This window comes from Bradyrhizobium sp. SRS-191 (assembly GCF_024586915.1).
Classification (GTDB): Bacteria; Pseudomonadota; Alphaproteobacteria; order Rhizobiales; family Xanthobacteraceae; genus Bradyrhizobium.
Map to the genome: position 1 here is coordinate 39,511 of NZ_JANBVS010000004.1, position 22,041 is coordinate 61,551.

General features: G+C 66.6%; 19 protein-coding genes. 4 read left to right on the forward strand and 15 right to left on the reverse strand.

Annotated elements, in window-relative coordinates; all coding sequences use genetic code 11:
* Positions 1 to 166 precede the first annotated feature (166 nt).
* Entirely contained in the window at positions 167 to 1,423 is a 1,257-nt protein-coding gene (locus NLR35_RS08985) for an aminopeptidase (RefSeq protein WP_257166211.1), read from the reverse strand.
* A 699-nt stretch (positions 1,424 to 2,122) separates the two neighbouring features.
* Between NLR35_RS08985 and NLR35_RS08990 the strand changes: the two genes are divergently transcribed.
* Positions 2,123 to 2,281, forward strand: coding sequence for a hypothetical protein (locus NLR35_RS08990; RefSeq protein WP_257166212.1), 159 nt, complete (start codon positions 2,123 to 2,125; stop codon positions 2,279 to 2,281).
* Positions 2,282 to 2,768: 487 nt separating this feature from the next.
* Positions 2,769 to 3,362, forward strand: a complete 594-nt coding sequence (locus NLR35_RS08995) for a hypothetical protein (protein WP_257166213.1) — start codon at positions 2,769 to 2,771, stop codon at positions 3,360 to 3,362.
* A gap of 254 nt (positions 3,363 to 3,616) precedes the next feature.
* Here the strand turns inward: NLR35_RS08995 and NLR35_RS09000 are convergent, their stop codons facing one another.
* The 8 genes from NLR35_RS09000 to NLR35_RS09035 form a co-directional block, all read right to left on the reverse strand.
* Positions 3,617 to 4,216 carry a VOC family protein gene (locus tag NLR35_RS09000; protein ID WP_257166214.1) on the reverse strand — a complete coding sequence of 200 codons (600 nt, stop codon included), beginning with the start codon at positions 4,214 to 4,216 and terminating at the stop codon, positions 3,617 to 3,619.
* A 246-nt stretch (positions 4,217 to 4,462) separates the two neighbouring features.
* The gene (locus NLR35_RS09005; RefSeq protein WP_257166215.1) at positions 4,463 to 5,179 is read right to left on the reverse strand and encodes an SDR family oxidoreductase; all 717 of its coding nucleotides are present in this window, start codon (positions 5,177 to 5,179) and stop codon (positions 4,463 to 4,465) included.
* Positions 5,176 to 6,036 carry an ATP-binding cassette domain-containing protein gene (locus NLR35_RS09010; protein WP_257166216.1) on the reverse strand — a complete coding sequence of 287 codons (861 nt, stop codon included), beginning with the start codon at positions 6,034 to 6,036 and terminating at the stop codon, positions 5,176 to 5,178. Before NLR35_RS09010 ends, NLR35_RS09005 begins: the two co-directional genes overlap by 4 nt.
* On the reverse strand, positions 6,033 to 6,908 hold the full coding sequence (locus NLR35_RS09015; protein ID WP_257166217.1) for an ABC transporter ATP-binding protein: 876 nt from the start codon (positions 6,906 to 6,908) through the stop codon (positions 6,033 to 6,035). The genes NLR35_RS09010 and NLR35_RS09015 overlap by 4 nt, the downstream gene beginning before the upstream one ends.
* The gene (locus NLR35_RS09020; RefSeq protein ID WP_257166218.1) at positions 6,905 to 7,795 is read right to left on the reverse strand and encodes an ABC transporter permease; all 891 of its coding nucleotides are present in this window, start codon (positions 7,793 to 7,795) and stop codon (positions 6,905 to 6,907) included. Before NLR35_RS09020 ends, NLR35_RS09015 begins: the two co-directional genes overlap by 4 nt.
* A 5-nt stretch (positions 7,796 to 7,800) precedes the next feature.
* Positions 7,801 to 8,808 carry an ABC transporter permease gene (locus NLR35_RS09025; protein WP_257166219.1) on the reverse strand — a complete coding sequence of 336 codons (1,008 nt, stop codon included), beginning with the start codon at positions 8,806 to 8,808 and terminating at the stop codon, positions 7,801 to 7,803.
* Positions 8,809 to 8,823: 15 nt separating this feature from the next.
* Positions 8,824 to 10,365 (reverse strand): ABC transporter substrate-binding protein, encoded by a 1,542-nt coding sequence (locus tag NLR35_RS09030; RefSeq protein WP_257166220.1) that lies wholly within the window; start codon positions 10,363 to 10,365, stop codon positions 8,824 to 8,826.
* Between the two features lie 71 nt (positions 10,366 to 10,436).
* On the reverse strand, positions 10,437 to 11,681 hold the full coding sequence (locus tag NLR35_RS09035; RefSeq protein WP_257166221.1) for a dienelactone hydrolase family protein: 1,245 nt from the start codon (positions 11,679 to 11,681) through the stop codon (positions 10,437 to 10,439).
* A 155-nt stretch (positions 11,682 to 11,836) separates the two neighbouring features.
* Between NLR35_RS09035 and NLR35_RS09040 the strand changes: the two genes are divergently transcribed.
* Complete coding sequence (locus NLR35_RS09040) at positions 11,837 to 12,469, forward strand: winged helix DNA-binding protein (RefSeq protein ID WP_257166222.1); 633 nt, start codon at positions 11,837 to 11,839, stop codon at positions 12,467 to 12,469.
* A 6-nt stretch (positions 12,470 to 12,475) separates the two neighbouring features.
* On the opposite strand, the gene NLR35_RS09045 is transcribed toward NLR35_RS09040, so the two are convergent.
* From NLR35_RS09045 to NLR35_RS09065, 5 genes are all read right to left on the reverse strand, one after another.
* A complete protein-coding gene (locus NLR35_RS09045) occupies positions 12,476 to 15,643 on the reverse strand; it encodes an efflux RND transporter permease subunit (protein WP_257166223.1) in 3,168 nt (1,055 codons plus the stop codon).
* A complete protein-coding gene (gene ihpB, locus NLR35_RS09050) occupies positions 15,636 to 16,640 on the reverse strand; it encodes a divalent metal ion exporter adaptor subunit IhpB (RefSeq protein ID WP_257166224.1) in 1,005 nt (334 codons plus the stop codon). The genes NLR35_RS09045 and ihpB overlap by 8 nt, the downstream gene beginning before the upstream one ends.
* A complete protein-coding gene (ihpA, locus tag NLR35_RS09055) occupies positions 16,637 to 17,905 on the reverse strand; it encodes a divalent metal ion exporter subunit IhpA (RefSeq protein ID WP_257166225.1) in 1,269 nt (422 codons plus the stop codon). The genes ihpB and ihpA overlap by 4 nt, the downstream gene beginning before the upstream one ends.
* 59 nt (positions 17,906 to 17,964) lie before the next feature.
* Positions 17,965 to 18,252 (reverse strand): hypothetical protein, encoded by a 288-nt coding sequence (locus NLR35_RS09060; RefSeq protein ID WP_257166226.1) that lies wholly within the window; start codon positions 18,250 to 18,252, stop codon positions 17,965 to 17,967.
* A 153-nt stretch (positions 18,253 to 18,405) separates the two neighbouring features.
* Positions 18,406 to 18,990, reverse strand: coding sequence for a LysE family translocator (locus NLR35_RS09065; RefSeq protein ID WP_257166227.1), 585 nt, complete (start codon positions 18,988 to 18,990; stop codon positions 18,406 to 18,408).
* 273 nt (positions 18,991 to 19,263) lie between these two features.
* Between NLR35_RS09065 and NLR35_RS09070 the strand changes: the two genes are divergently transcribed.
* On the forward strand, positions 19,264 to 20,739 hold the full coding sequence (locus NLR35_RS09070; protein ID WP_257166228.1) for an amidase: 1,476 nt from the start codon (positions 19,264 to 19,266) through the stop codon (positions 20,737 to 20,739).
* 21 nt (positions 20,740 to 20,760) lie between these two features.
* Here the strand turns inward: NLR35_RS09070 and NLR35_RS09075 are convergent, their stop codons facing one another.
* A complete protein-coding gene (locus NLR35_RS09075) occupies positions 20,761 to 21,525 on the reverse strand; it encodes a transglutaminase-like cysteine peptidase (RefSeq protein WP_257166229.1) in 765 nt (254 codons plus the stop codon).
* Positions 21,526 to 22,041 lie beyond the last annotated feature (516 nt).

Here is a 22,041-nt window from a genome sequence, read left to right on the forward strand (position 1 = left end):
ACGAGCGTGCTTAAGGACGAACTAATTAAAGTACGTAGTTTGAAATTATTCAACCAGTGAGTGCAGTAGAAATACGGGGCCTCCGTGCAACAACAAACAGCATGACGTACGCCTTCGCGCAGTCGGCGGCGCCGCCGGGCGACGGGCCGCCGACCCAGGAATCAGATCAGGCCCACTCGCCCTTGCGGAACACCGGCACGCGACGGCCATCGGCATGAACGCCATCGATGTCGGTCTCCGCAGCACCGATCATCCAGTCGATATGGATCAGGCTCTGGTTACCGCCTTGAGCGGCGATCTGTTGCGGCGACAGCGAGGTGCCGTTGACGAAGCATTTCGAGTAGCACTGGCCGAGCGCGATATGCGAGGCGGCGTTCTCGTCGAACAGCGTGTTGTAGAACAGCAAGCCGCTCTTGGAGATCGGCGAGGAGTGCGGCACCAGAGCCACCTCGCCGAGCCGGCGCGCGCCCTCGTCGGTATCCAGCACCTTGTTCAACACCTCCTCGCCCTTCGAGGCCTTGGCCTCGACGATGCGGCCTTCTTCGAACTTCACCTGGATGTTGTTGATCAGCGTGCCCTGATAGGACAGCGGCTTCGAGCTCTTGACGTAGCCGGAGACGCGACGGCAGTGCGGCGTCGTGAACACCTCTTCGGTCGGGATGTTGGCGTTGCAGGTGATGCCGTTCTTCGCCGTCGAGGCGCCGCCTTCCCACTCGTGGCCGTCGGCAAGACCGATCGTGAGGTCCATGCCGGGACCCGTGTAGTGCAGCGCGCTGAAGCGCTGGTCGTTGAGCCACTCGGTGCGCTCGCGCAGCACCGCGTTGTGACGCTCCCAGGCGGACACCGCATCCTCGCGGTCGACGCGCGAGGCCGCGAAGATCGCGTCGGCAAGCTTGCCGACCGCAACTTCCTCGGGGACGTCGGGAAAGACCAACCTGGCCCAGGCCGGGCTCGGATAGGCGATGATGTTCCAGTTGGTCTCGAAATTGGTGATCTTCTCCAGCGCCGGCTGATAGGCCTTGGAGTTGGCCTTGCTGGCCCGCGCGACCTTGGCCGGGTCCTGGCCGGACAGCAGCATCGGATTGTCACCGACGATGGCCAGTCGCGCCGTGTTTTCCGAGAACGCCTTGGCCATGCCTTGATAGAGCCAGTCGGCGGCGCGATCGAAGCTGTCGTCGTGACCATAGCGATAGCGCGCCAAGGTCAGCTCCTCGTCGGAGAAGAACGAGGTCACGATCCCCGCGCCCGCCTTGTAGGCGTGCTCCGCGACCTTGCGCACCAGCGGCAGCGCCACCGACGGCGCGGTCAGCAGCAGATCCTGACCCGGCCGCAATTGCAGCCCGACCTTCACCGCCACCTCGGCAAGGCGGTCGAGCTTCACGGGATCGATGGCGGTATCGAAGCGACTGACATGTGCTGTCATGGGGATCCAGTTCCGTTGCTTTGGGATATGTCAGAGATAGGCCAATGGATGGGGCGGTCAATGGCGAAGACGGCGCCGCATTCCCCGCTGTCGTCCGCGAACGCCGGGACCCATAGCCACCGGCGGGAATCGAGGCGCGAGATGTGTGCTCCAGGGTGCCTCATACGACTGCTGCGGAGTATGGATCCCGGATCGGCGCCGCGACGCGCGTCGCGCGTCACGGCTTGTCCGGGATGACAGCGGAATTTGCGGCATGGACATTCGTCCTCGCGACGCCCATGCGGCCGAGTGATGCATCGATCTCACCCTCCGTCAAAAACCGAGGGTGCAGGGAAGGCCGGGCCTCGACTGAGGCCCGTGGCCCGCCTGCGAAAAAAATGCAGGCGGCAGGTACCACAGGTCCAGCCGGAACGACCCGGCCCTCCCTGCGCGATGGCTTTAACGGCTGCTTCGCGATCTCCCCGGTGCGCCGGGCTTGTTGGCCACCGTCATCCGCAGGATGCGCTTCCACGCATCACCGCAGACTTGACCTCAGCTTCGGGAGGCCAGGACCACGCGACTTGACCGTACGGGCCGGTGTTGTTCGTCGGCGCAATCGCTCACGCTGCAAACCGGCCCGCCCACCACATCCCGCACTCCACGCTTCGTGACGACCGCGCAGCGCCCCTCGTCGATGAGGCGGGATGACGGGATGAGATCATGAAATTCCGAAATGGCGAAGCGGAATATTTTCGGCGCGAGGACTGGACAGGCCAAACCAGCTTGAGCGGGTTCACGAAATCAGGTTCTGCGCGCGCGGTGTTTGACGAGCTGCTAGTGTCCGAACCCGCCATTCGCATCACGCGTGACGTGCTGTGAGTCGCCCGACGGGCGAGATTTTCCTCGTTGATCTCCGACATGTCTCGAATGAGCCCACGACTTCAATAAGCAGGTCTTCGAGCCAGCGCTGCATCGCCGCTCTCAGCTGTCGTCCCTGCGAACGCAGGGACCCATACCGCGGAATCTCTCAGTGAGCCATGACTGCTAGCCATCGTCCCATGGAAGCCGGTGGTTATGGGTCCCTGTTCGCAGGGACGACAGCGGAGTTTGGCGCTTGATCTGACCGGCATGACAGTTGTTCGCGAACGCGGCCGTATTTTCCTCTGTGATGACCGGCCGATAGAGCCGAAACGCCGAACGCCCCTTCGACATTGAGTCAAGCAAATACGTTAATTCGGAACCGCCGCAGCGGGCAGGCGCATCCCGGAAATGCATGGCTCACAGGCGATTCGGTCACGTTGAGGACACGTTTGCCGGGTGATTGGCGCGCGGCAGGGGGATTTCACAGTGTACAGGAGTCCTCCGAATGTACCGCGTTATTGTTGTCGTCGCCGCATTGCTCGCTCTGTCCGTTCAGGCTGAGGCGCGTCCTCGGCATCATCATCACTCCTCCTATCGTCATCACTCATCTCATCATTATTCCTATCGTCACCACCACAGCTCGATGAACGCGATGGCCTCGATTTCCGGCGAAGCCCGTGTCGTGGCCGGTCGCCCGTCGGGATGTCCGCACGCCTTCTGCGGCTGCGAAGCATCGCTCTACACGTTTGGCCGGATCATTCCCGAGCTGAACCTCGCGTCCAATTGGCGCCGCTTTCCGCGCGCCATGCCGGCCCCGGGCATGGCCGCGGTGCGCTCCGGCCACGTCATGATCCTGCAGCAGCAGGTCGCCGGCAATGTCTGGCTCGTGCATGACGGCAACTCCGGCGGCCACGTCACCCGCGAGCATCCGCGCTCGATCGCCGGCTACACCATCGTGAATCCGCGCGGCGGCTCGACCATGTTCGGCGCGGCTTCTGGTGCCACGCGCGAGGCCCGTGCTTCGCGTTATCAGCGGGTCGCACGCAACACCCGCTCGGACGGCTGGATGGCGAGCGCGGCGCCGATGGCGTTCAACTAAGGTTTGGGTCTGATCTGAGCTGATGGAGTTCGCAGCTGCCGTGTTCGGACGGTGCGGTCGTGGCTTGCTTCGTCCTCACCTCTCCCCGCCTGCGGGGAGAGGTCGGATTGCATCGTCAGATGCAATCCGGGTGAGGGGGTACAGGTCTCACCGCGAGCACTTCCCGCGCGCTGCCCCTCACCCCAACCCTCTCCCCGTAAGAACGGGGAGAGGGAGCAGAGGCAGCGTGGACTTGGCGCGAATGCTCGCAGTTTCTACTTTTGTGGTTCTGTCGTCGACCACAGCAAGGTCGTGGCGTTCTTCTCGTAGGCCATGCCCTTGGGGTAGCTGATCAGCTCCATCTGGAGGTCCCATGGCGTCAGGAAGTACAGGATCGACTGGCCGCCGGCCGGGCCTTCAGTGATCGGGATCGGGCCCTGCATGGTGCGGACGCCCTTGGATTTCAGATAGGCGGCGGCCTTGTCGATGTCGTCGACATAGAGCGCGATGTGGTGGCCGCCGAAATCGCTGTTCTTCGGCTGCGTTTTGGCCTGGTCGGGCGCGTCGTACTGGAACAGCTCGATGTTCGAGCCATAGCCGCAGCGGACCATGCTGATCTCGTGGATGACGGCGCGCGGATGCACGTTGACCACATCCTGCATGAACGTGCCCTTGTCGTCCGAGAACGGCCCGAACGACATCGCCTGCTTGCAGCCGATCACATCGGTGAAGAAGGTGATGGCCGCCTTGACGTCCGGCACGGTGATGCCGGTGTGGTCGTGGCCGCGCAGGCCGGGAATGGAGTCGGCTGAGGCGAGGGGGGTGGACAGAGCGAGGGCGGCCAGGGTCGTGCAGGCAAGTTTGGCAATCGTCATTGAGAGACTCCCACTCATCAAACAGACATCGAGAACCATTTGGGGCCTCACGGTTCGAGACGCGCCGCGAGGCGGCGCTCCTCACCATGAGGGGCGAGCTTTGAGCTCGGAGCTGCATATCGACCGCGCGCAGCGTCCGCGAGAGACTGTTTTGGATGCGGCCGCTCGCTCCGACCTCGTCCTGAGGAGCCCGCCGCAGGCGGGCGTCTCGAAGGACGGCCGCGCGCGAGCTTTCCGCCACACGCGTCACCCCGACCCCAGTTGCTTCTCCACCGCCTTGTGATCCTGCGCCAGACCCGCGGCGAGGCCGCGGGCCATGTCGCCGACATAGATGTCCTCCTCGCCGGCCTCATAGCCGTCGAGGATCTCCTTTGCGGCCTCGGCGGGAGTCATCTTCGGAATCGGGAGCCCCGCGGTCATGCGGGTGTCAACCGCGCCGGGCAGCGCGCCGGCGACGCGGACGCCCTTCGGCGCGAGCTCACCGCGCAGGCCTTGCGTCAGGCTCAGCGCGGCGGCCTTGGAGGCGCAATAGGAGCCCATCAGCGGCAGGTTCACCCGCGCCAGGATGGTCAGGATGTTGAGCACGGCGCCCTGGTTCTTGATCAGGACGGCTGCGAAGGCGCGCGTCAGCCGCAGCGGCGCGAGGTAGTTGATCTCGATCTCCTCGGTGGCGATGGCGAGATCGGGTGCGAGCATGAACGCGGTGTTGTGGTTGATACCGGCATTGTTGATCAGCAGCGTCGCGTCGGAGGCCTGCGCGGCGGCGGACGCCGCGTCGGCATCGCTGGTGACGTCGAGCTTCAGCGGCACGACCTTGTCGGTGGCCGTGAGCCCCGAGATGTCGCGCGCGGCGGCGTAGATCTTGGCCGCGCCGCGGGCGAGCAGCTCGGCGATCAGCGCGGTGGCGATGGCGCCGGTGGCGCCGGTGATGACGACGACGGAGTCCTTGATCGGTGCGCTCATGCGGCTGATCCCTGCTGCTGGGGTTGCTGACGGGACGGGGTGTCGTCGAGCCAGCCCGGCTCGACATCGGGGAGCGGAATGGCGGCCAATAACTGCCGCGTATAGGCGTGCTGCGGGTGGGAGAAAATGCGGCCGACCGGGCCGTGCTCGACCACCTCGCCACTCCGGAGGATCGCGACCTCGTCGCAGAGCACGCGGATCACCGAAAGGTCGTGGCTGATGAAGACCACGGTCAGGCCGAGCTTCGCCCTGAGATCCTTCAGCAGCATCAGGATGTGCGCCTGGGTCGAGACATCGAGGCCGGAGACGATCTCGTCGGCCACGATGAAATCCGGCTGCAGCGCGAGCGCACGCGCGATGCCGGCGCGCTGGCGCTGGCCGCCGGACAGCTCATGCGGGTAGCGGTCGACGAACGATGTCGGCAGGCCGACGAGGTCGAGCAACGCGGCGGCGCGGTCGCGGCGATCGCGCCGCCCTTTCAGCTGACCGTAGACCTCGAGCTGGCGCGTCAAGGTAACCGCGAGCGGCAGGCGCGGATTGAGCGACGATTGCGGATCCTGAAAGATCATCTGGATGCGCGCGCGTAAGGGGCGCAGCGCGGCTTCCGACAGATGGCTGATCTCGATGCCGTCGAACTGGATGCCGCCCGACGTCGGCTCCAACAGCCGCACCAGCAGCCGGCCGAGTGTGGTCTTGCCCGAACCGGATTCGCCGACGAGGCCGAGCACCGCGCCGCGCGGCACTGTGAGATCGACCGACTTGATGACGTCGCGCATCACGGGCTTGCCGAACAACGAAGTCGACCGCGCCGGATAGGCGAAGCCGAGCTGGCCGGTGCGCAGCAGCATCTCGCTCATGCCGGCCTCCTCGCTGCGAGCTGATCTAGCCGGTGCGCCTCGGCCCACAGGCTCTCGATCAGCGCCGGCGGCACCGGCCTCAGGCTGTCCGCCGGACGATCGGCGCGCGGCGTCGCGGCCAGCAGCGCGCGCGTGTAGGCATGATGCGGCTTCACCAGCACGTCCAACGTCAAGCCGTCCTCGAGCACGCGGCCGGCATGCAGCACGGTCATGCTGCGGCAGATCTTTGCGACGACGCCGAGATCATGGGTGACGAACAGGATCGCGGCGCCGTGGCGCTGCCGCATCCGCTCGACCAGCTGCAGCACCTGGCGCTGCACGGTGACGTCGAGCGCGGTGGTCGGCTCGTCGGCGATCACCAGCGACGGATCGCAGGCGAAGGCCATCGCGATCAGCACGCGCTGGCGCATGCCGCCGGAGAGCTCGTGCGGATAGAGTGCGAGGACGCCGGCGGGATCGCGGATCGCGACCTCGCTCAGCAGCTCGGCGGCGCGATCGCGTGCGGCGCGGTTCGACAGCTTCAGATGCAGCTGCAACACCGCGCATATCTGCGCGCCGATACGCCGGACCGGGTTGAGCGACGTCATCGGATCCTGCGGAATCAGCGCGATGCGCCGTCCCAGCAGCTCGCGGCGCTGCTTGTCCGGCATCGCCAGGAGGTCGCGGCCTTCGAAGCTGACGCGGCCGGCCGTGATGGCGGCCTTCGCCGGCAGCAGGCCGAAGATGGTGCGGCCGACCATCGATTTGCCGGCGCCGGATTCGCCGACCAGGCCGCGCACCTCGCCGGCCTCGACGCGCAAGGAGACGCCGCGCAGCACGTTGGCGGTGCCGATCGCGACGTGGAGATTGTCGATGTCGAGCACGGTACTCATCGGCGCTGGACCGGATCGAGCGCTGCGCGCAGGCCGTCGCCGAACAGATTGAAGCCGATGACGCTGATGATGACGGCGGCGATCGGCAGCGCCATGATCCACGGCGCCTGGTAGACGATCTGCCGTCCCTCGGTGATCATGCCGCCCCAGCTCGCGGTGTCGCCGGTGACGGAGATGCCGACGAAGGACAGGATCACCTCGACCAGGATCGCGATGCCCATCTCGACCGCGAGCAAGGTCACGATCAGCGGCACGAGGTTGGGCAGGATCTCCAGCCGCAGCGCCTGCGCGCGGGTGAGGCCGAGCACGCGGGCCGCGGCGGCGTAGTCGCGCGCGAGCTGCGCCTGCGTTTCGGCTCTGGTGATGCGGGCGAAGCGGGTCCAGTCGACGACCACGATCGCGGCAATGACCGAGGTGAGGCCGGCGCCGATGACGGCGGCGAGCACGATCGACAGCAGCACCGGCGGGAACGCCATCCAGACGTCGATCAGCCGCGACACCGACTGATCGATCCAGCCGCCGAAGGCGCCGGCGATCAGGCCGAGTGCGATGCCGATGACCGCCGCGAGCAGCGAAGCTATCAGCGCGACGGAGACCGCGGTGCGCGCGGAATATATCAGGCGCGACAGCACGCAGCGGCCGAGGCTGTCGGTGCCCAGCGGAAACGCGGCTTCGCCGCCGCGTATGAAGGCCGGCGGCAGCTGCGCCGACATCAGGTCCTGCTCGGCCGGATCATGCGGTGCGATGACCGGGGCGAACAGGGCGATGAGCAGCAGCAGCGCGACGAGGCCGCCCCCGATCCACAGCCGCGCGCCGCCGCGCGCGAGCGCGCTGCGCCAACGCGATGGCGTTGCCGTGATGGGCCCTGAGAGAACGAGATCAGCCATTGCAATTATCCATGGCGCAGCCTCGGATCGAGCAGCGCCACCAGCAGGTCGACGGCGAGATTGAGAGCGATGAACAGGACGGCGAAGGTCAGGATCAGCCCCTGGATCAGCGGGAAGTCGCGGTTGATGACGGCATCGATCGCCATGTTGCCGATGCCCTCGTAGGAGAAGATGCGCTCGACCAGCACCGTGCCGCCGAGCAGCAGGGTGACCTGCACGCCCGAGAGCGCGACCGTCGGGATCAGCGCGTTGGGGAACACCTCGCGCTGCAGGATGGTGGTGCGCGAAAAGCCGCGGGTGCGGGCGATCTGCGCGTAGTCCTGGTCCTCGGCCTCGGCGAGCTGCGCCTTGAGCAGACGCGCGACCAGCGCGGCGAAGGGCAGCGCGAGCGCCAGCGACGGCAGCAACATATGGCGCAAGAGATCGGCGGCGACGTCGAGGCGCAGGGTGAGCAGGCTCTCGATCAGATAGAAGTGGGTGCGGAAGGCCACGGCAAGCTGCGGATCGAGCCGGCCGGAGATCGGCAGCAGCGGCAGCAGCACGCCGAAGCCGAGCAGCAGGATCAGGGCCCAGAGGAAATCGGGAATCGCGAGAAAGAAGCCGTTGGCAGTGTCGAGCAGCCACTCCGCGCGGGTGCCGCGCAGCAGGCTGCCGACCAGCGCGACAGTGATGCCCATCAGCAGAGCCATGGCGACGGCGAGAGCTGCGAGCTCAAGCGTCGCCGGCAGCCGCGCGCCGACCAGCTCGAACACCTGCTGGCGCAGGCTGATCGAGCGGCCGAAATCGCCTGAGGCGACCTGGCCGAGCCAGGTGATGAACTGCGAGAGCAGCGGCTGGTCGAGGCCGTACAGCGCGCGCAGCCGCGTGATGTCGGCCGGCGAGGCGCCGGGCGGGATCATCATCGCGATGGGATCGCCGGGAACGACGCGCAGCAGCACGAAGACGATGGCGCCGACGCCGAGCAAGGTCGGCGGGATCAGAGCGAGGCGCTTGAGAATGGCGCTCCAGCGCATCGCCGTCGCTCCGTCTCAGCCCTGAGTCACGAGCTGCGGCAGGATCATGCCGTTGGCCTGGGGCACCACCTTGAGGCCCTTCTTGTGCACGATCGGCTGGACGTATTGCAGCAGCGGAATGACCTCGCCTTCTTCGGCGATGTATTTGTCGACCGCCTTCCAGCCGGCGATGCGCTTGGCCTCGTCCTTCTCGCCCCACAGCGGCCCGATGCGCTCGATCAGGTCCTTGCCCTTCCAGGCCGAATGCGGCGACGGGCCGAACATCGCAAAGCCGGTGGAGGTCGTGGGGTCGCCGATCGCGTTGCCCCAATTGTAGAACGCGGCCGGCGCGAGCGCGTGGCGGGCGCGCAGCTCGAAATGCTGCGCGATCTCGTAGACCTCGATATTGGCCTCGATACCGACCTTGCGCCACATGCCGGCGATGGCCTGCACCATCTCGTAGTCCTTCGGCTTGAAGCCGCGCGTGGTCTGGATCGTGAACTTCACCGGCTTGGGCGTCGAGTAGCCGCTCTTCGCGAGCAGGCTCTTGGCGAGCTCCGGATCATAGGCTGTCTTGATCGAGGGATCGAACGCGGCGTAGCCTGGCGCTTCCAGCGTGTCGATCGGCACGCCATAGCCGCGCAAGAGCTTCTCCACGATCGCCTTCTTGTCGATGGCGTGGTTGGCGGCGAGCCGCACATTGCGGTCGAGCATCGGATCGATGTCGGTGAGGAAGATCATGCCGATGTCGGAGATCGGCTGCGTCAGACCGGCGAGGTTCGGCTTGGCCTTGAGGCGGTCGAACTCCTCATAGGGAATCTCGAAGGTGATGTCGGAGCCGCCGGACTCGATCTCGGCGACGCGGCTGGTCGGATCGGTGACGAACTTGAAGACCACGGTCTCGAACGCCGGCTTCGGCCCCCAATAGCCCGGATGCGCCTTCAGCCGCAGGAACGCGTTGCGCTCGAACGCATCGACCTTGTACGGGCCCGAGCCGATCGGCGCCTTCTCGAAGCCTTCGGCGCCGACCTTCTCGTAGTAGGCTTTCGGCAGCACGTAGCCGGTGAGGAACGCCATCCACTTGAACAGCGCCGGCTCGAACTCGACGACATCGGCGGTGATGGTCTGGCCGTCGATCTTGTAGTTGTTGATCTTCGCCCACACGAACTGGATCGGATTGCCGCCCTTCGGATCGGCGGCGCGGGTCAGCGACCACACCACGTCCTCCGGCGTCACCTTGGAGCCGTCGTGCCAGGTGGCGTCCGAGCGCAGCTCCATCGTGACCTTGGTGCGGTCCTCGTTCCAGCCCCACTTGGTCAGCAGGCCGGGCGTGAAGGAGAGATCGGCGGCCTGGCCGATGAAGGGATCGAAGATCGCCTGGTAGATCGACTGGATCGTCGGATTGACCGCGGAGACGCCGACGGTCGGATCGAATGACGGCAGGTTGACGTTGTAGGCGATCGTCAAGGTGCCGGCGGCGGCACGCGCTGATGAAAGCGGCAGGCCGGCGGCCAGTGGCAGAGCAGCCGCGCCCGCGAGCTGCAACATCGTACGACGAGAGATCTGATGGTCACGCATGGTGATGCAACTCCGGAAGGCGGAATGAGGGAGGGAAGCGGCGTCCTGCCGACGCCGCCGAGGCGAATTGATCAGCGTGGCGCGCTCTCGGCCCAGCGCTTCATCAGCGTGTTCGATGGCAAGGACTCATCGACCAGCTTCTTGGCGGTCTCGATACCCGCGACCGGCAGCTTGGCCGGATCGAGCAGGCCGATCTGCACCAGCACCGAGGCCTGGTCCCAGTAGATGTGCTCGTTGTAGAGCTTGTCGCCGCGGAAGCGCACGATCGCGACCAGGGGGATCTCGACATATTTGCCGGTTGGCGGGATGCCGGGCAGCATCCAGTCGATCTCGATGTCGTGGGTGAAGCAGAACAGCATCTCGTCGACGACGCGGTCGGCGCCGATGGTGCGCGAGATCGGCACCAGCTTGGTATCCTGAGGGGTCTTCGGGATGAAGTGGTTGGCGTAGAAGCGCAGCAGGTCCTTGTAGCCGACGCCGCCGGTCATGGTCGGGATGTGGTTGACATAGGGCTCGGCGACCATCGTGCCCATCGTCGCCTCGGCCGAGCGGGTGGCGAATTCGAGCTCGGTGTGCTTATCCCACAGCGACGACAGATCGTAGTGTGGGCCCAGCACCTTGCGGAACAGCGCGATCGAGCGCGAATGCGCCATCAGGGTCGCCGGCTTGTCGAAGCTGGCGCGCTCCGGCGCGGCGAAGGCGTGGTCGCAGCCGGGATAGAGATAGAATTCGGCATCGTCGCGGCCGGCAAAACCGGCCTTGACGGCCTCGCGCGCCTCGGCCGGCGCGAATTTGTCGAGCTCGGCAAAGTGGAAGACGATCGGACCCTTGATGTTCTTGGCCTCGGCGATATCGGCCTCGATGCCGACGCCGTAATAGGAGACGGCGCAATCGACGTCAGTGCGGGCCGCGGTGAGATAAGCGAGCTTGCCGCCGAGGCAGAAGCCGAGCGCGCCGACCTTGCCCTTGCACTCGGGGCGCGCGCGCAGCACCTTCAGCGCATCGGCCGTATCCTTGATCGCGAGATTGACGTCGAAGCGCTGGTAGTAGCCGAAGGCCTTGCCGAAATCGGCCTCGTCATAGCCGAGCTCGATGCCCGGCTCGAAGCGCCAGAAGAGGTCCGGCGCCAGCACCACATAGCCTTCCTCGGCATAGTAGTCGGCGACGTCGCGCATCGAGGCGTTGACGCCGAAGATCTCCTGCAGGAGCACGATGCCGGGACCGGAGCCTGACGCGGGCACCGCCAGATAGCCCTTGAACGTGCCGCCATCGGCGGCGGCGATGTCGATCCACTGTCCAGCGCTCTTGCCAGCCATCGTCATGCTCCCCGGTCCTGCCAGCGTCGACAGTGACGCCGCACCTGATGTGTTTTCTTCATTGAATTTTTAATGTAAAAATATCGGATGTAAACAGCAGAGATTGAGCATGCGCTGCACAAGCGTTGTGCGGAGCGGCATCGGGAGACGGAACTTTGAAAAGGGCGACGAGCGCCGCAGCTAAGCGCAAGACCGTGACGCTGAAGGCAAAATCGACGGTCGGCAGGGCCGGCTCGCGCGGCGACAAAGCTGCCGATCGAAGCGACAGTCACGACACCAAAGGCTCCTGGCATCTCGCGCGTAGCGACGCCGAGCGGCGGCTGTCCGACTTCGAGTTCGCGCTGGAGCGGCTGGCGCAATCCTATTATCGCTGGAAGGCGTCGTGTCTCGCGGCCGTCTGCGAGGTGCCGCTGACCGGCGACGATGTCGCCGTCCTCAACGTCGTGCGCATGGGCGACGAGCCGAAGCGGCTCGCCGAGGTCGGCCAACTGCTCAACCGCGTCGACGTGCCCAATCTGCAATATGCCACGCGCAAGCTGGTACGCGCCGGGCTGATCGAGACGGAGGGGCGTAGTTCGCGCAAGGAGACACGTTACCGTGCCACGGCGCGGGGCCGCGAAGTCACCGAGGACTATGCCGCCTTGCGTGCGGCGACGCTGCCGTCGATGTTCGAATCAATGCCCGGTTGGATCGACAGCTGCGCCGCGACCACCGCGCAGCTCGACCAGATGTCGGGCCTCTACAGCCAGGCGACGCGGGTCGCGATCACCAAGCGGCACCAGTCGTGAGACAGTTCAGGCGGGGCGGGTCTCCCGCCTGAACAGGACGTAGAGCGCCGGCAGCACCAGCAAGGTCAGCACCGTCGACGAGATGATGCCGCCGATCACGACGGTGGCAAGCGGGCGCTGCACCTCGGCGCCGGCGCCGGTGGCGAGCGCCATCGGCACGAAGCCGAGCGAGGCGACCAGCGCCGTCATCAACACCGGCCGCAGCCGCGCCAGCGCGCCTTCCTCGACCGCGACGAGGATGCTACGGCCCTCGTGGCGCAGCCGTTCGATGAAGGCGATGATGACGAGGCCGTTGAGGACGGCGACGCCCGACAGCGCGATGAAGCCGACGCCGGCGGAGATCGACAAGGGCAGGCCGCGCAACAGCAGCGCGGCGATGCCGCCGGTCAGCGCCAGCGGCACGCCGGAGAACACCAGCGCGGCATCGGCGAGCGAGCCCATGCTCATGAACAGCAGCAGGAACACCAGCGCCAGCGCGATCGGCACGACGATGGTGAGGCGCTTGGTAGCGGAGAGCAACTGTTCGAACTGGCCGCCCCAGCCGATCCAGTAGCCCGGCGGCAGCTTCACCTTCTCAGCGACAGCGGCTTGCGCCTCGGCGACGAACGAGCCGAGGTCGCGGGCGCGGACATTGGCCGTGACGACGATGCGTCGCTTGCCGTTCTCGCGGCTGACTTGGTTCGGTCCCGGCGCCGAAGTGACGGCGGCGACCGAGGACAGCGGCACATAGCGCGGCTGGCTTGCGGCGTTGAAGGCGGTCCGCAGCGGCGTCGTACCCGCGTCTTCGCCGGCCGGCAGCGGGATCGGAATGGCGCGGATGGCATCGAGATTGCCGCGCAGGCGCTCGGGCAGGCGGACGACGATGTCGAAGCGGCGGTCGCCGTCGAACAGCTTTCCGCTCGCCTTGCCGCCGATCGCGATCTCGACCACGCTCTGCACCTCGGCGACGCTGAGTCCGTAGCGCGACAGCGCCTGGCGGTCGATCTTGACGGTGAGGATCGGCAGGCCCGCGACCTGCTCGGTCTTGACGTCGGTGGCGCCATTGACGCCGCGGATCGCGGCTTCCACCTGGCGCGCGGCGCCCTGCAGGATGTCGAGATCGTCGCCGAAGATCTTGACGCCGACATCGCTGCGCACGCCTGAGATCAGCTCGTTGAAGCGCAGCTGAATGGGTTGCGAGATCTCGTAGTTGCTGCCGGGGATCTCGTCGGCGGCCTGCTCGATCTCGGCGACGAGTTCGGCTTTCGGCTTGGCCGGATCGGGCCACTCGCCGCGCGGTTTCAACATGATGTAGCCGTCGCCCTGCGAGGGCGCCATCGGATCGGTCGCGACCTCGGCGGTGCCGATGCGGGTGAAGACATCCTTCACTTCAGGAATCTGCCGCAGCCGGGCCTCAAGCGCCTTCTGCAGGTCGACGGACAGCGTCAGGCTGGTACCGGGAATGCGCAGCGAAGCCAGCGCGACATCGCCCTCGTCGAGGCTCGGAATGAATTCGCCGCCCATGCGGGTCGCCGCGACGCCGCTCACGGCGACGATCACGACCGCCACGGCGGCAACCGTCATGCGATAGGAGATGGCGGCACGCAGCAGCGGCGCGTAGATCCGCCGGGCCCCGCGCATCACGATGTTCTCCTGCTCGGAGACCTTGCCGGTGACGAAGATCGCGACCGCCGCGGGCACGAAGGTGATGGAGAACAGCACGGCGGCGCCGAGCGCCATCAGCACCGTCAGCGCCATCGGCGTGAACATCTTGCCCTCGACGCCGGTCAGGGTCAGCACCGGGAGATACACCACGGCGATGATCAGCGTGCCGAACAGGCTCGGCCCGATCACCTCGCGCGCGCCGGCGACGATGGTCTCCAGGCGCTCGGAGAGCGTCAGCAGGCCGCCCTTGCGGTGCTGCGCCTGAGCGAGCAGGCGGAGGCAGTTCTCGACGATGATGACGGCGCCGTCGATGATGATGCCGAAATCGATCGCGCCGAGGCTCATCAGATTGGCGCTGACCCGGCTCTCGACCATGCCGGTGATGGTCATCGCCATCGACAGCGGGATGATGCAGGCGGTGACCAGTGCGGCTCTGATATTGCCGAGCAGCAGGAACAGCACGACGACGACGAGTGCGGCGCCTTCGAGCAGGTTCTTCTCGACGGTGCGGATCGTCGCCTCGACCAGGTGCGTGCGGTCGTAGAGCGTGCGCGTGATGACGCCCTCGGGGAGCGACTTCGCGATCTCGTCGAGCCGGGCCGCGACACGCCGCGCCACGCTGCGGCTGTTCTCGCCGATCAGCAGCATCGCAGTGCCCAGGATCGTCTCCTCGCCGTTGAGCGTCGCGGCGCCGGTGCGCAGGTCGCGTCCTTCCATGACCTCGGCGACGTCGCCGATGCGCACCGGCGTGCCGCCGCGGGCGCCGATCACGATGTCCTTCAGCTCGGCGGCGCTGCCGACCTGGCCCGGCGCGCGCACCAGATATTGCTCGCCATTGCGCTCGATATAGCCGGCGCCGACATTGGCGTTGTTGGAGGCGAGCGCGGCGATGACGTCGCGGAAGCTGATCTTGTAGGCCATCAGGCGGCCGGGATCCGGCAGCACGTGGAACTGGCGCTCGAAGCCGCCGATGGTGTTGACCTCGATCACTCCGGGCACGCCGCGCAGCTGCGGCCGGATGATCCAGTCCTGGACGGTGCGCAGATCGGTCGGTGAGTAGTCGTTGCCTTCCGGCGTCTTGGCGCCGGCCTTGGCTTCGACGGCATACATGAAAATCTCGCCCAGGCCCGTCGACAGCGGGCCCATCGCGACCTCGACTCCGGGCGGCAGCTGATCCTTGATCTCTTGGATGCGCTCGTTGACCTGCTGGCGCGCGAAGTAGATGTCGGTGCCGTCCTGGAATACGACGGTGACCTGGCTCAGACCGTAGCGCGACAGCGAGCGGGTAGTGTCGAGGCGGGGCAGGCCGCCCATTGCGGTCTCGACCGGAAAGGTGATGCGCTGCTCGGTCTCGAGCGGCGAGTAGCCGGGCGCCTTGGTGTTGATCTGCACCTGCACGTTGGTGATGTCGGGCACGGCGTCGATCGGCAGCCTCGTGAAATTCCAGGCGCCGAACGCCGCTGTGGCCAGCGCGGCCAGCAGCACCAGCCAGCGCTGCCGCACGGCAAAGGCGAGGATCGCGTCAATCATGCTCGGCCTCCCCCTTGCCCATCTCCGCCTTCACGACAAAGCTGTTGTCGGCGACGTAGTGCTCGCCGGGCGCAAGACCGTCGCGGATCTCGACATAGGTCGGATCGGACTCCCCTGTTGCAACCGGGCGTGCCTCGATCTTGTCGCCCTCCTCGCGGACGAACACGACGGTCTTGTTCTCCAACGTCTGGATGGCGCTGGCGCGGACCGCGACGGCGACGCTGCGCTTGGCGAGCACGAGGCGCGCGGTGACGAACAGGCCGGGGCGGAGGCGACCATCGGAATTCGGCAGCACGACGCGCGCCAGCGCCGTCTGGGTTTCGCTCGCACCGATGGGGGCGATGTAGGAGATACTCCCTTTGATCGGACCGCGTCCGTCATCGGGATCGATCAGCACCTCGTCGTCGAGCCGGACGCGGCGGAGATCCTGGCGGTAGATCGAGAGGTCGACCCAGATGGTCGAGAGATCGGCGACCACGAAGGCCGGCTTCTGCTCGGAGGCGTATTCGCCGAGCGAGATCTGGCGGTCGATGATGGTGCCGCCGATCGGCGCCTTCAGATCATAGGCGGTCAGGCTCTGGTTGCTTTCGATCGACGCAAGCAACTCGTCCTTGGCGACGGTGTCGCCGATGCGCTTCTTGATGGCGCGCACGATGCCGGGAAAGCGCGGCGTCACCTGCACCAGCGCTTCCTGGTTGGCGCGCAGCACGCCGTTGAATGCGAGCGTATCCGACAATGTCGCGGGCCCGGCTTCGGCGAGCGTCACGCCGGCCGCGGCAAGCTTGACGTCGCTGATGCGGATGCGGTCGGCGCCGTGTTCGTCCTGCTCGACGTGATCCTTGGGCGCCTTCTCGGCATGATCCTTCTCGGCTTTATTCTTTTCGGCATGACCGGCGGCTGCTTCGGTGTGCGGCGCCGCCTCCGCCAGGAAGCGCGATGCGCCCGCACCGGCCGCGGCCGCGAGGATCGCAATGACAATGACAGTGGACGCTCTCATCGCGCGGTCTCCCGGGCCAGAGTGAAGGGACGGCCGACCAGGCCTTCGATGGTCGCCACGGCGACGTGGATGTTCTGCAGCGCTTCCTGCTCGCGCAGCCGCGCCTGCGCGACGCTCGCCTGCGCGTCCAACACTTCGAGCAGCGAGAAGCGGCCGGCGCTGTAGCCCTGCGCGATCTCGTCCGCGGCCTCCTGCGCCTTGGGGATCGCGATCTCGCGCAGCACGGACAATTCGCGCAGCGAGCCTTGTAGCGAGTCGTAGGCGCGGCCGGCGATCACCAGCAGCGCGTTGCGGTTGGCCTTGCGCTCGGCTTCGGTCTTGGCGACGCTCTCCTGCGCCGAAAGAATATTGCCCTGGTTCTGGTCGAACACCGGGATGGGCACGGAGACGCTGAGCCGGACGGCATCGTCCTGCGTGTCGTTGAAGTGGCGCCAGCCGGCACTGACGCGAACATCGGGATAGGGCTTCAGCCGTGCGAGCAGCAGCTCGGCATTGCGCTGGGCGTAGACGGCGGTCCAGCGCACCAGCTGCGGATTGGCGTCGATGGCGGCGATGACGGTTTGGAACGATGGCGGCTGGCTGGTTGTGTCGAAGCGCCCGGCCGCGGTTGGGAGTTTTGCCGAGCTGTCGCCGGTGAGCACCGCGAGCTCGCGCCGCGCGCTGGCCAGGGTCGCCTTGACGCGCTCGCGATCGGCGCGCACCAGCGCCGAGGCGACCTCGGCGCGGCCGGTTTCCGCCGGCGACGAGGCGCCGGCCTCGACGCGCCGCCGCAGCAGCGGCGTCAGGCGGTCGAGCGCCGCGACCTGGTCGTCCAGGATCTGGATGCGGCGTTGCGTCGCGAGCACCGTGACGAAGGCGATCGCCGTCTCCGACAGCACTTCCAGCCGTACGGCCTGCCGCTGGATCTCGGCCGCGCGCAGGCCGGCCTGTCCCGCGGCGATGCGCGCATCGCGCTTGCCGAACCACTCGAACGCCTGGCTGATCTGCAAGGTCGTTTCGGCCGAGCGCGTGCCGCGATATTGGCCGGAGCCGAATGAATTGTCCTGCTCGTAGGACAGCTCCGGATTGAGCAGCGCACCGGCCTGCAGGCGTTGGCCGGAGGCGATGCCGATGTCGCGATCGGCGGCGGACAGGCGCGGATTGGCGGCGAGCGCGCGCGACAGCGCCTCGCGTAGGGTCAGGGTCTGTGCGGCCGTGGCGTGAACGGACAGCGCGAGCAGGGCTGCGGCGCATGCAGCGCGCGCAGCCATCCCGGGGAATGGCATGACGATGAACCTGTCGTGACGAGCAAGGATGGACGGCGGTCGCCGTCCGGTGCGTGGCGTCAGATCAGGTGTTTGGGCGGCGGCGACTCGGAGTCGGAGAGAATGCCGGAGCGGAGCTCGGGAATGGGCCAGTCCGTTGCGGCGACGATGTCCGTCGGGAGCGCTGCAAGCTGCAGCTGCGGCACGGCGATCGAGAAGCAGCCGTGGCAATGATGATCGGCGATGCCGCGCTGATCGGAATGGCCGGCCTTGTCGAGCAGCGATGCGATCTCCGGCTTGCCGGCCTGGGGATGCGCGACGTCGAGATCACAGGCGCCGTGCAGCGCGCCGGCGAGCAGGTAGGTCACGACCAAACACAACGCAGCGATCCGGCGCAGCAGGCCGGAACAGCTCGTCTGGTATCGTCGACCGATGATGCGCACCGCGCCCCCTGTTCGGCCAGCGGATAGCACGCGGCGTCGGGCGTTGTCGATCAGCAACAATGTAACAAGCGGAACCGTCTACAGCGCGGCCAGCGCCGGCGCGAGGATGACGCCGGCGAGCAGCGCCAGCGCCGCAGCGCTGCAGCGATAGCCGAGCCTGGCCGGCACGACGCCGCCGAGGCCGCGGCGCAAGGTGGCGCCGAGCGCGATCCAGCATCCGCCGATGGTCGCGATCGACAGCCCGAGCGTGGCGATGAACGGCAGCAGGCGCGCGGCATCGCCCTCCGCCGGCAGCAGGGTGAAGGCGAAGATGATGGCCTTGGGATTCAAGAGCGTGGTGACGAACACCCGGCGCAGCGTCACCGGCACGGCATCGCCCGCGCGCCCTCCGCCATGGCGCCACAGCGCGACGGCGAGATGCAGCAGATAGAGCACGACCGCGACACGCAAGGCGTGCCCGACGAACGGCACGGCAGCGAGCACCGGGCCGAGCACGATGCGCAACGTCAGGATCGCGAGCAGGTAGCCGGCAAGTTCGGCGAGCAACAGAAGCACGGAGGCACGCACGCCGCGGCTCGCGCCGGCCGTGGCGAGCAGCGTGTTGGTCGGTCCGGGCGTGGCGAGCAGGGCGATGGTCGCGGCGAGGAAGGTCGGGATGTCCATGCCCGTATCGAGCACGTGCACCGCACGCTTGCCTTGATGCGGGTCAAGCGCGTGTCTCGCGATTCCCGCACGGAAGGGGGCGCGCATGAGTCCCGATTTCCGGAACGGAGCGTTCGCGCAGCGGTAAGCCGTGGCGCATGAGCACGTCGTATTGGCGGCATGCAGCGGGCTTGATTGACAGGCGGCCTTCGCAAACTAAGGTCCCGCCGCAGGACAATGCAGGCGCAGACTCATCGCATCGGTCGATGATCGGCGCGACAGATCGGACATCAGATGACTTTGGCGATGAGCTGGGACGAATGGGCCCGGCATGACGGCATGGCGCTCGCAGCGCGCGTTCGGAGCGGTGAGCTGACCGCGGCAGAGCTGGCGCGGCAGGCGGCCGAAGGCATCGCCAAGGTCGATCCGAAACTATCAGGCGTTGTGGAAGTGTTCGCCGACGCGGTCGAAGATCCGATCAAGGCCGGCGCCAATGCCGATGGTCCGTTCGCCGGCCTGCCGTTCCTGATGAAGGATCTCGGGCCGACCATGGCCGGGCGCCTGCAGGAGCAGGGCTCGCTCTATATGCGCGGCAACCGTCCTGCCGCGGATACGCATCTCACCGGCAAGATGCGCGAGGCCGGCCTCAATTTGATGGGGCGCACCACGACGCCGGAGTTCGGCGTCTGCAGCTCGGCGGAGAACCCGGCCGTCTATGTCACCCGTAATCCGTGGAATACCGACTACACGACCTGCGGCTCGTCCGCCGGAAGCGCCGCGATGGTCGCCGCCGGCGTCGTGCCGATCGCGCATGCGACCGATGGCGGCGGCTCGATCCGCATTCCCGCAGGGGTCAACGGCAATATCGGCTTGAAGGTCTCGCGGGGCGTGTTCTCGATCGCGCCGCATCTTTCGGATCTTTCCGGCCTCGTGTCGATCCAGGGCTGCCAGTCGCGCAGCGTGCGTGATACCGCGGCCTTCGTCGATCATTGCCGCGGCGGCGCGCCGGGCGAGTTCATGCCGTACTGGACCACGCCGGAGCCGTATGTCGAGCTGATCAAGCGCGATCCCGGCAGGCTCAGGATCGCGCTGTCGCATCAGTGGGGCGACTATCGCGCAACGCCGCACATTGCGGCCGAGCTGGAGCGTGTCGGCAAATTCCTCGAGGGCCTCGGCCATCAAATCGGCTACGCGCTGCCGGATGTGGATTACCGCCAGGCCTTCGCGGCGCAGACCACCTGCTACATCTCGAACTTCGCCATCGTCATCAACAACCTGCTGGCGCAGCGCAAGCTCGACCGCCCGCCGGCCGATCTGATCGAGCCGATCAACATCCGCATCTGGGAGGCCGGCCGCGGCACCAGCTTCGCCGAGCGCGCGGCGATGCAGGCGGTGTTCAACACCACCTCGCGCGCCTTCGGCGCGTTCTTCGAGGAGTGGGACATCATCCTGACCCCGATCACCGCACTGCCGACGCCGAAGATCGGCACCACGGAATATCTGACGATCAGCGACAATCCCGACGTGCTCGACTGGTTCGGCAATCTCTGGCGCAACTTCGCGTTCACGCCGCTCGCCAATCTCTGCGGCATCCCGGCGGTCTCGCTGCCGCTCGCGACCAACGAGCACGGCTTGCCGCTCGGCATCCAGGCGATCGGCAAGCAGGCCAATGACGGCCTGCTGCTGCAATTGGCTGCGCAGATCGAGCGCGCCATCGATGGCCAATGGAACGGTGGCGCGACGCCGGCGGTGCACGTCACCAAGGGCTGACGCTATGCGGCCGCGCGGCGGTTAGTTGGTCGCGGGCACCGAGGCCGGTGCTTGCGCATCAGCCGCGCTGCTCATCGCCGCCATCGTGTGCGCGGCTTGCAGGATCGACATGCCGCTCTCGTCGATGACGAAGCGCGGCTGTATCTGTCGCGCATCGCTATCCCAGATCATCGCCATCCGCTGGTTGTCGAGCAGCAGCCAGCGTCCGTCGAGCCGCGCTGCGGCGACGGCATGATCCTCGTCGCGCGCGGTGTCGCGCAGGATGACGATACGCAAATCCTGCGGCGCTATCCCGGCCAGACGGAGCGCAGCGAATTTGGCGATCGCATAGTCTTCGCAATCGCCCGCGAGGCTGGCGAAGGTGGCGAGCGGAGAGGCCCAGACGTCGATCTCGCCATATTGGGCGGGGTCGCTCATCGGCCGGACGGCCAGATTGATCGCGCGATTGATCTCGCCGAGCCGGGCGCGGCCCGCCTTGGCGCGCGCCTGATCGACAATGGCGAGAAGGCGCAGCGCGGCCGGCGAGACGCAATGCTCGCGGTCGCCGTCGCAGAGTGCGAGTTGCACGCGCTCGTCGTCGAGCTTGGCCGCCAGCGTCCGCCACTTGGCCAGCAGCGGGCCGGCTCCGAGCTCGGCTCGTAGCAGGCCGAACGGCTCCGCATCGCCCATGACGGCCCCGAGCCCCACGGGCAGCGCGGCCGGCGCGGCCTTCACCGGATGGCCGATCAGCACGGCGCCGACGGCGGCAGCCGCAAACGATGCGCGGATCAGCGCGAAAATGTTCATTAGACGCCCCGTGCCCGGAGCTCGCCCTGCGCGCTGCCGTGCAGGTGGATCCGGTGCTTGTTGGGGCCAGCATGAGAGCGGGAGCTTTGCCGCTGCTTAAAGCGGCGGTCCCGCCTGAGAAATCGCGGCAGTCAGGCTGAACGTTGTGTTGCCCTGATGAGACAAATCTTAGCGAAAGCTGAGTTGAGGTCGCGAGCCAGGACGTGAAATCCCGTTCAGGTTGTGGCGGTGCGTCGTCCGCAGCCCCGGCATCAATTGATGCAATTTGTAGATTTCTGCCGATCCGGTCGCCATCCGCCGCTCGAAATTTCTCCGCAGGAGTATGCGGGTGCGGATGGGATGATCAGGCTATGTAATTGTTGTCGGGCGAATACGCCGATCTTCTGGAAAAAGGTCAATCATTGTCGATGAATACTTATTTTTACTTACATCTTCCTTGCCATGAAGACGGCCGGAACTTGACGAGATCGAAGCAAACCGGTGGGAGCAGCGGTTTCCGGGCCCTGAAGGCACAAG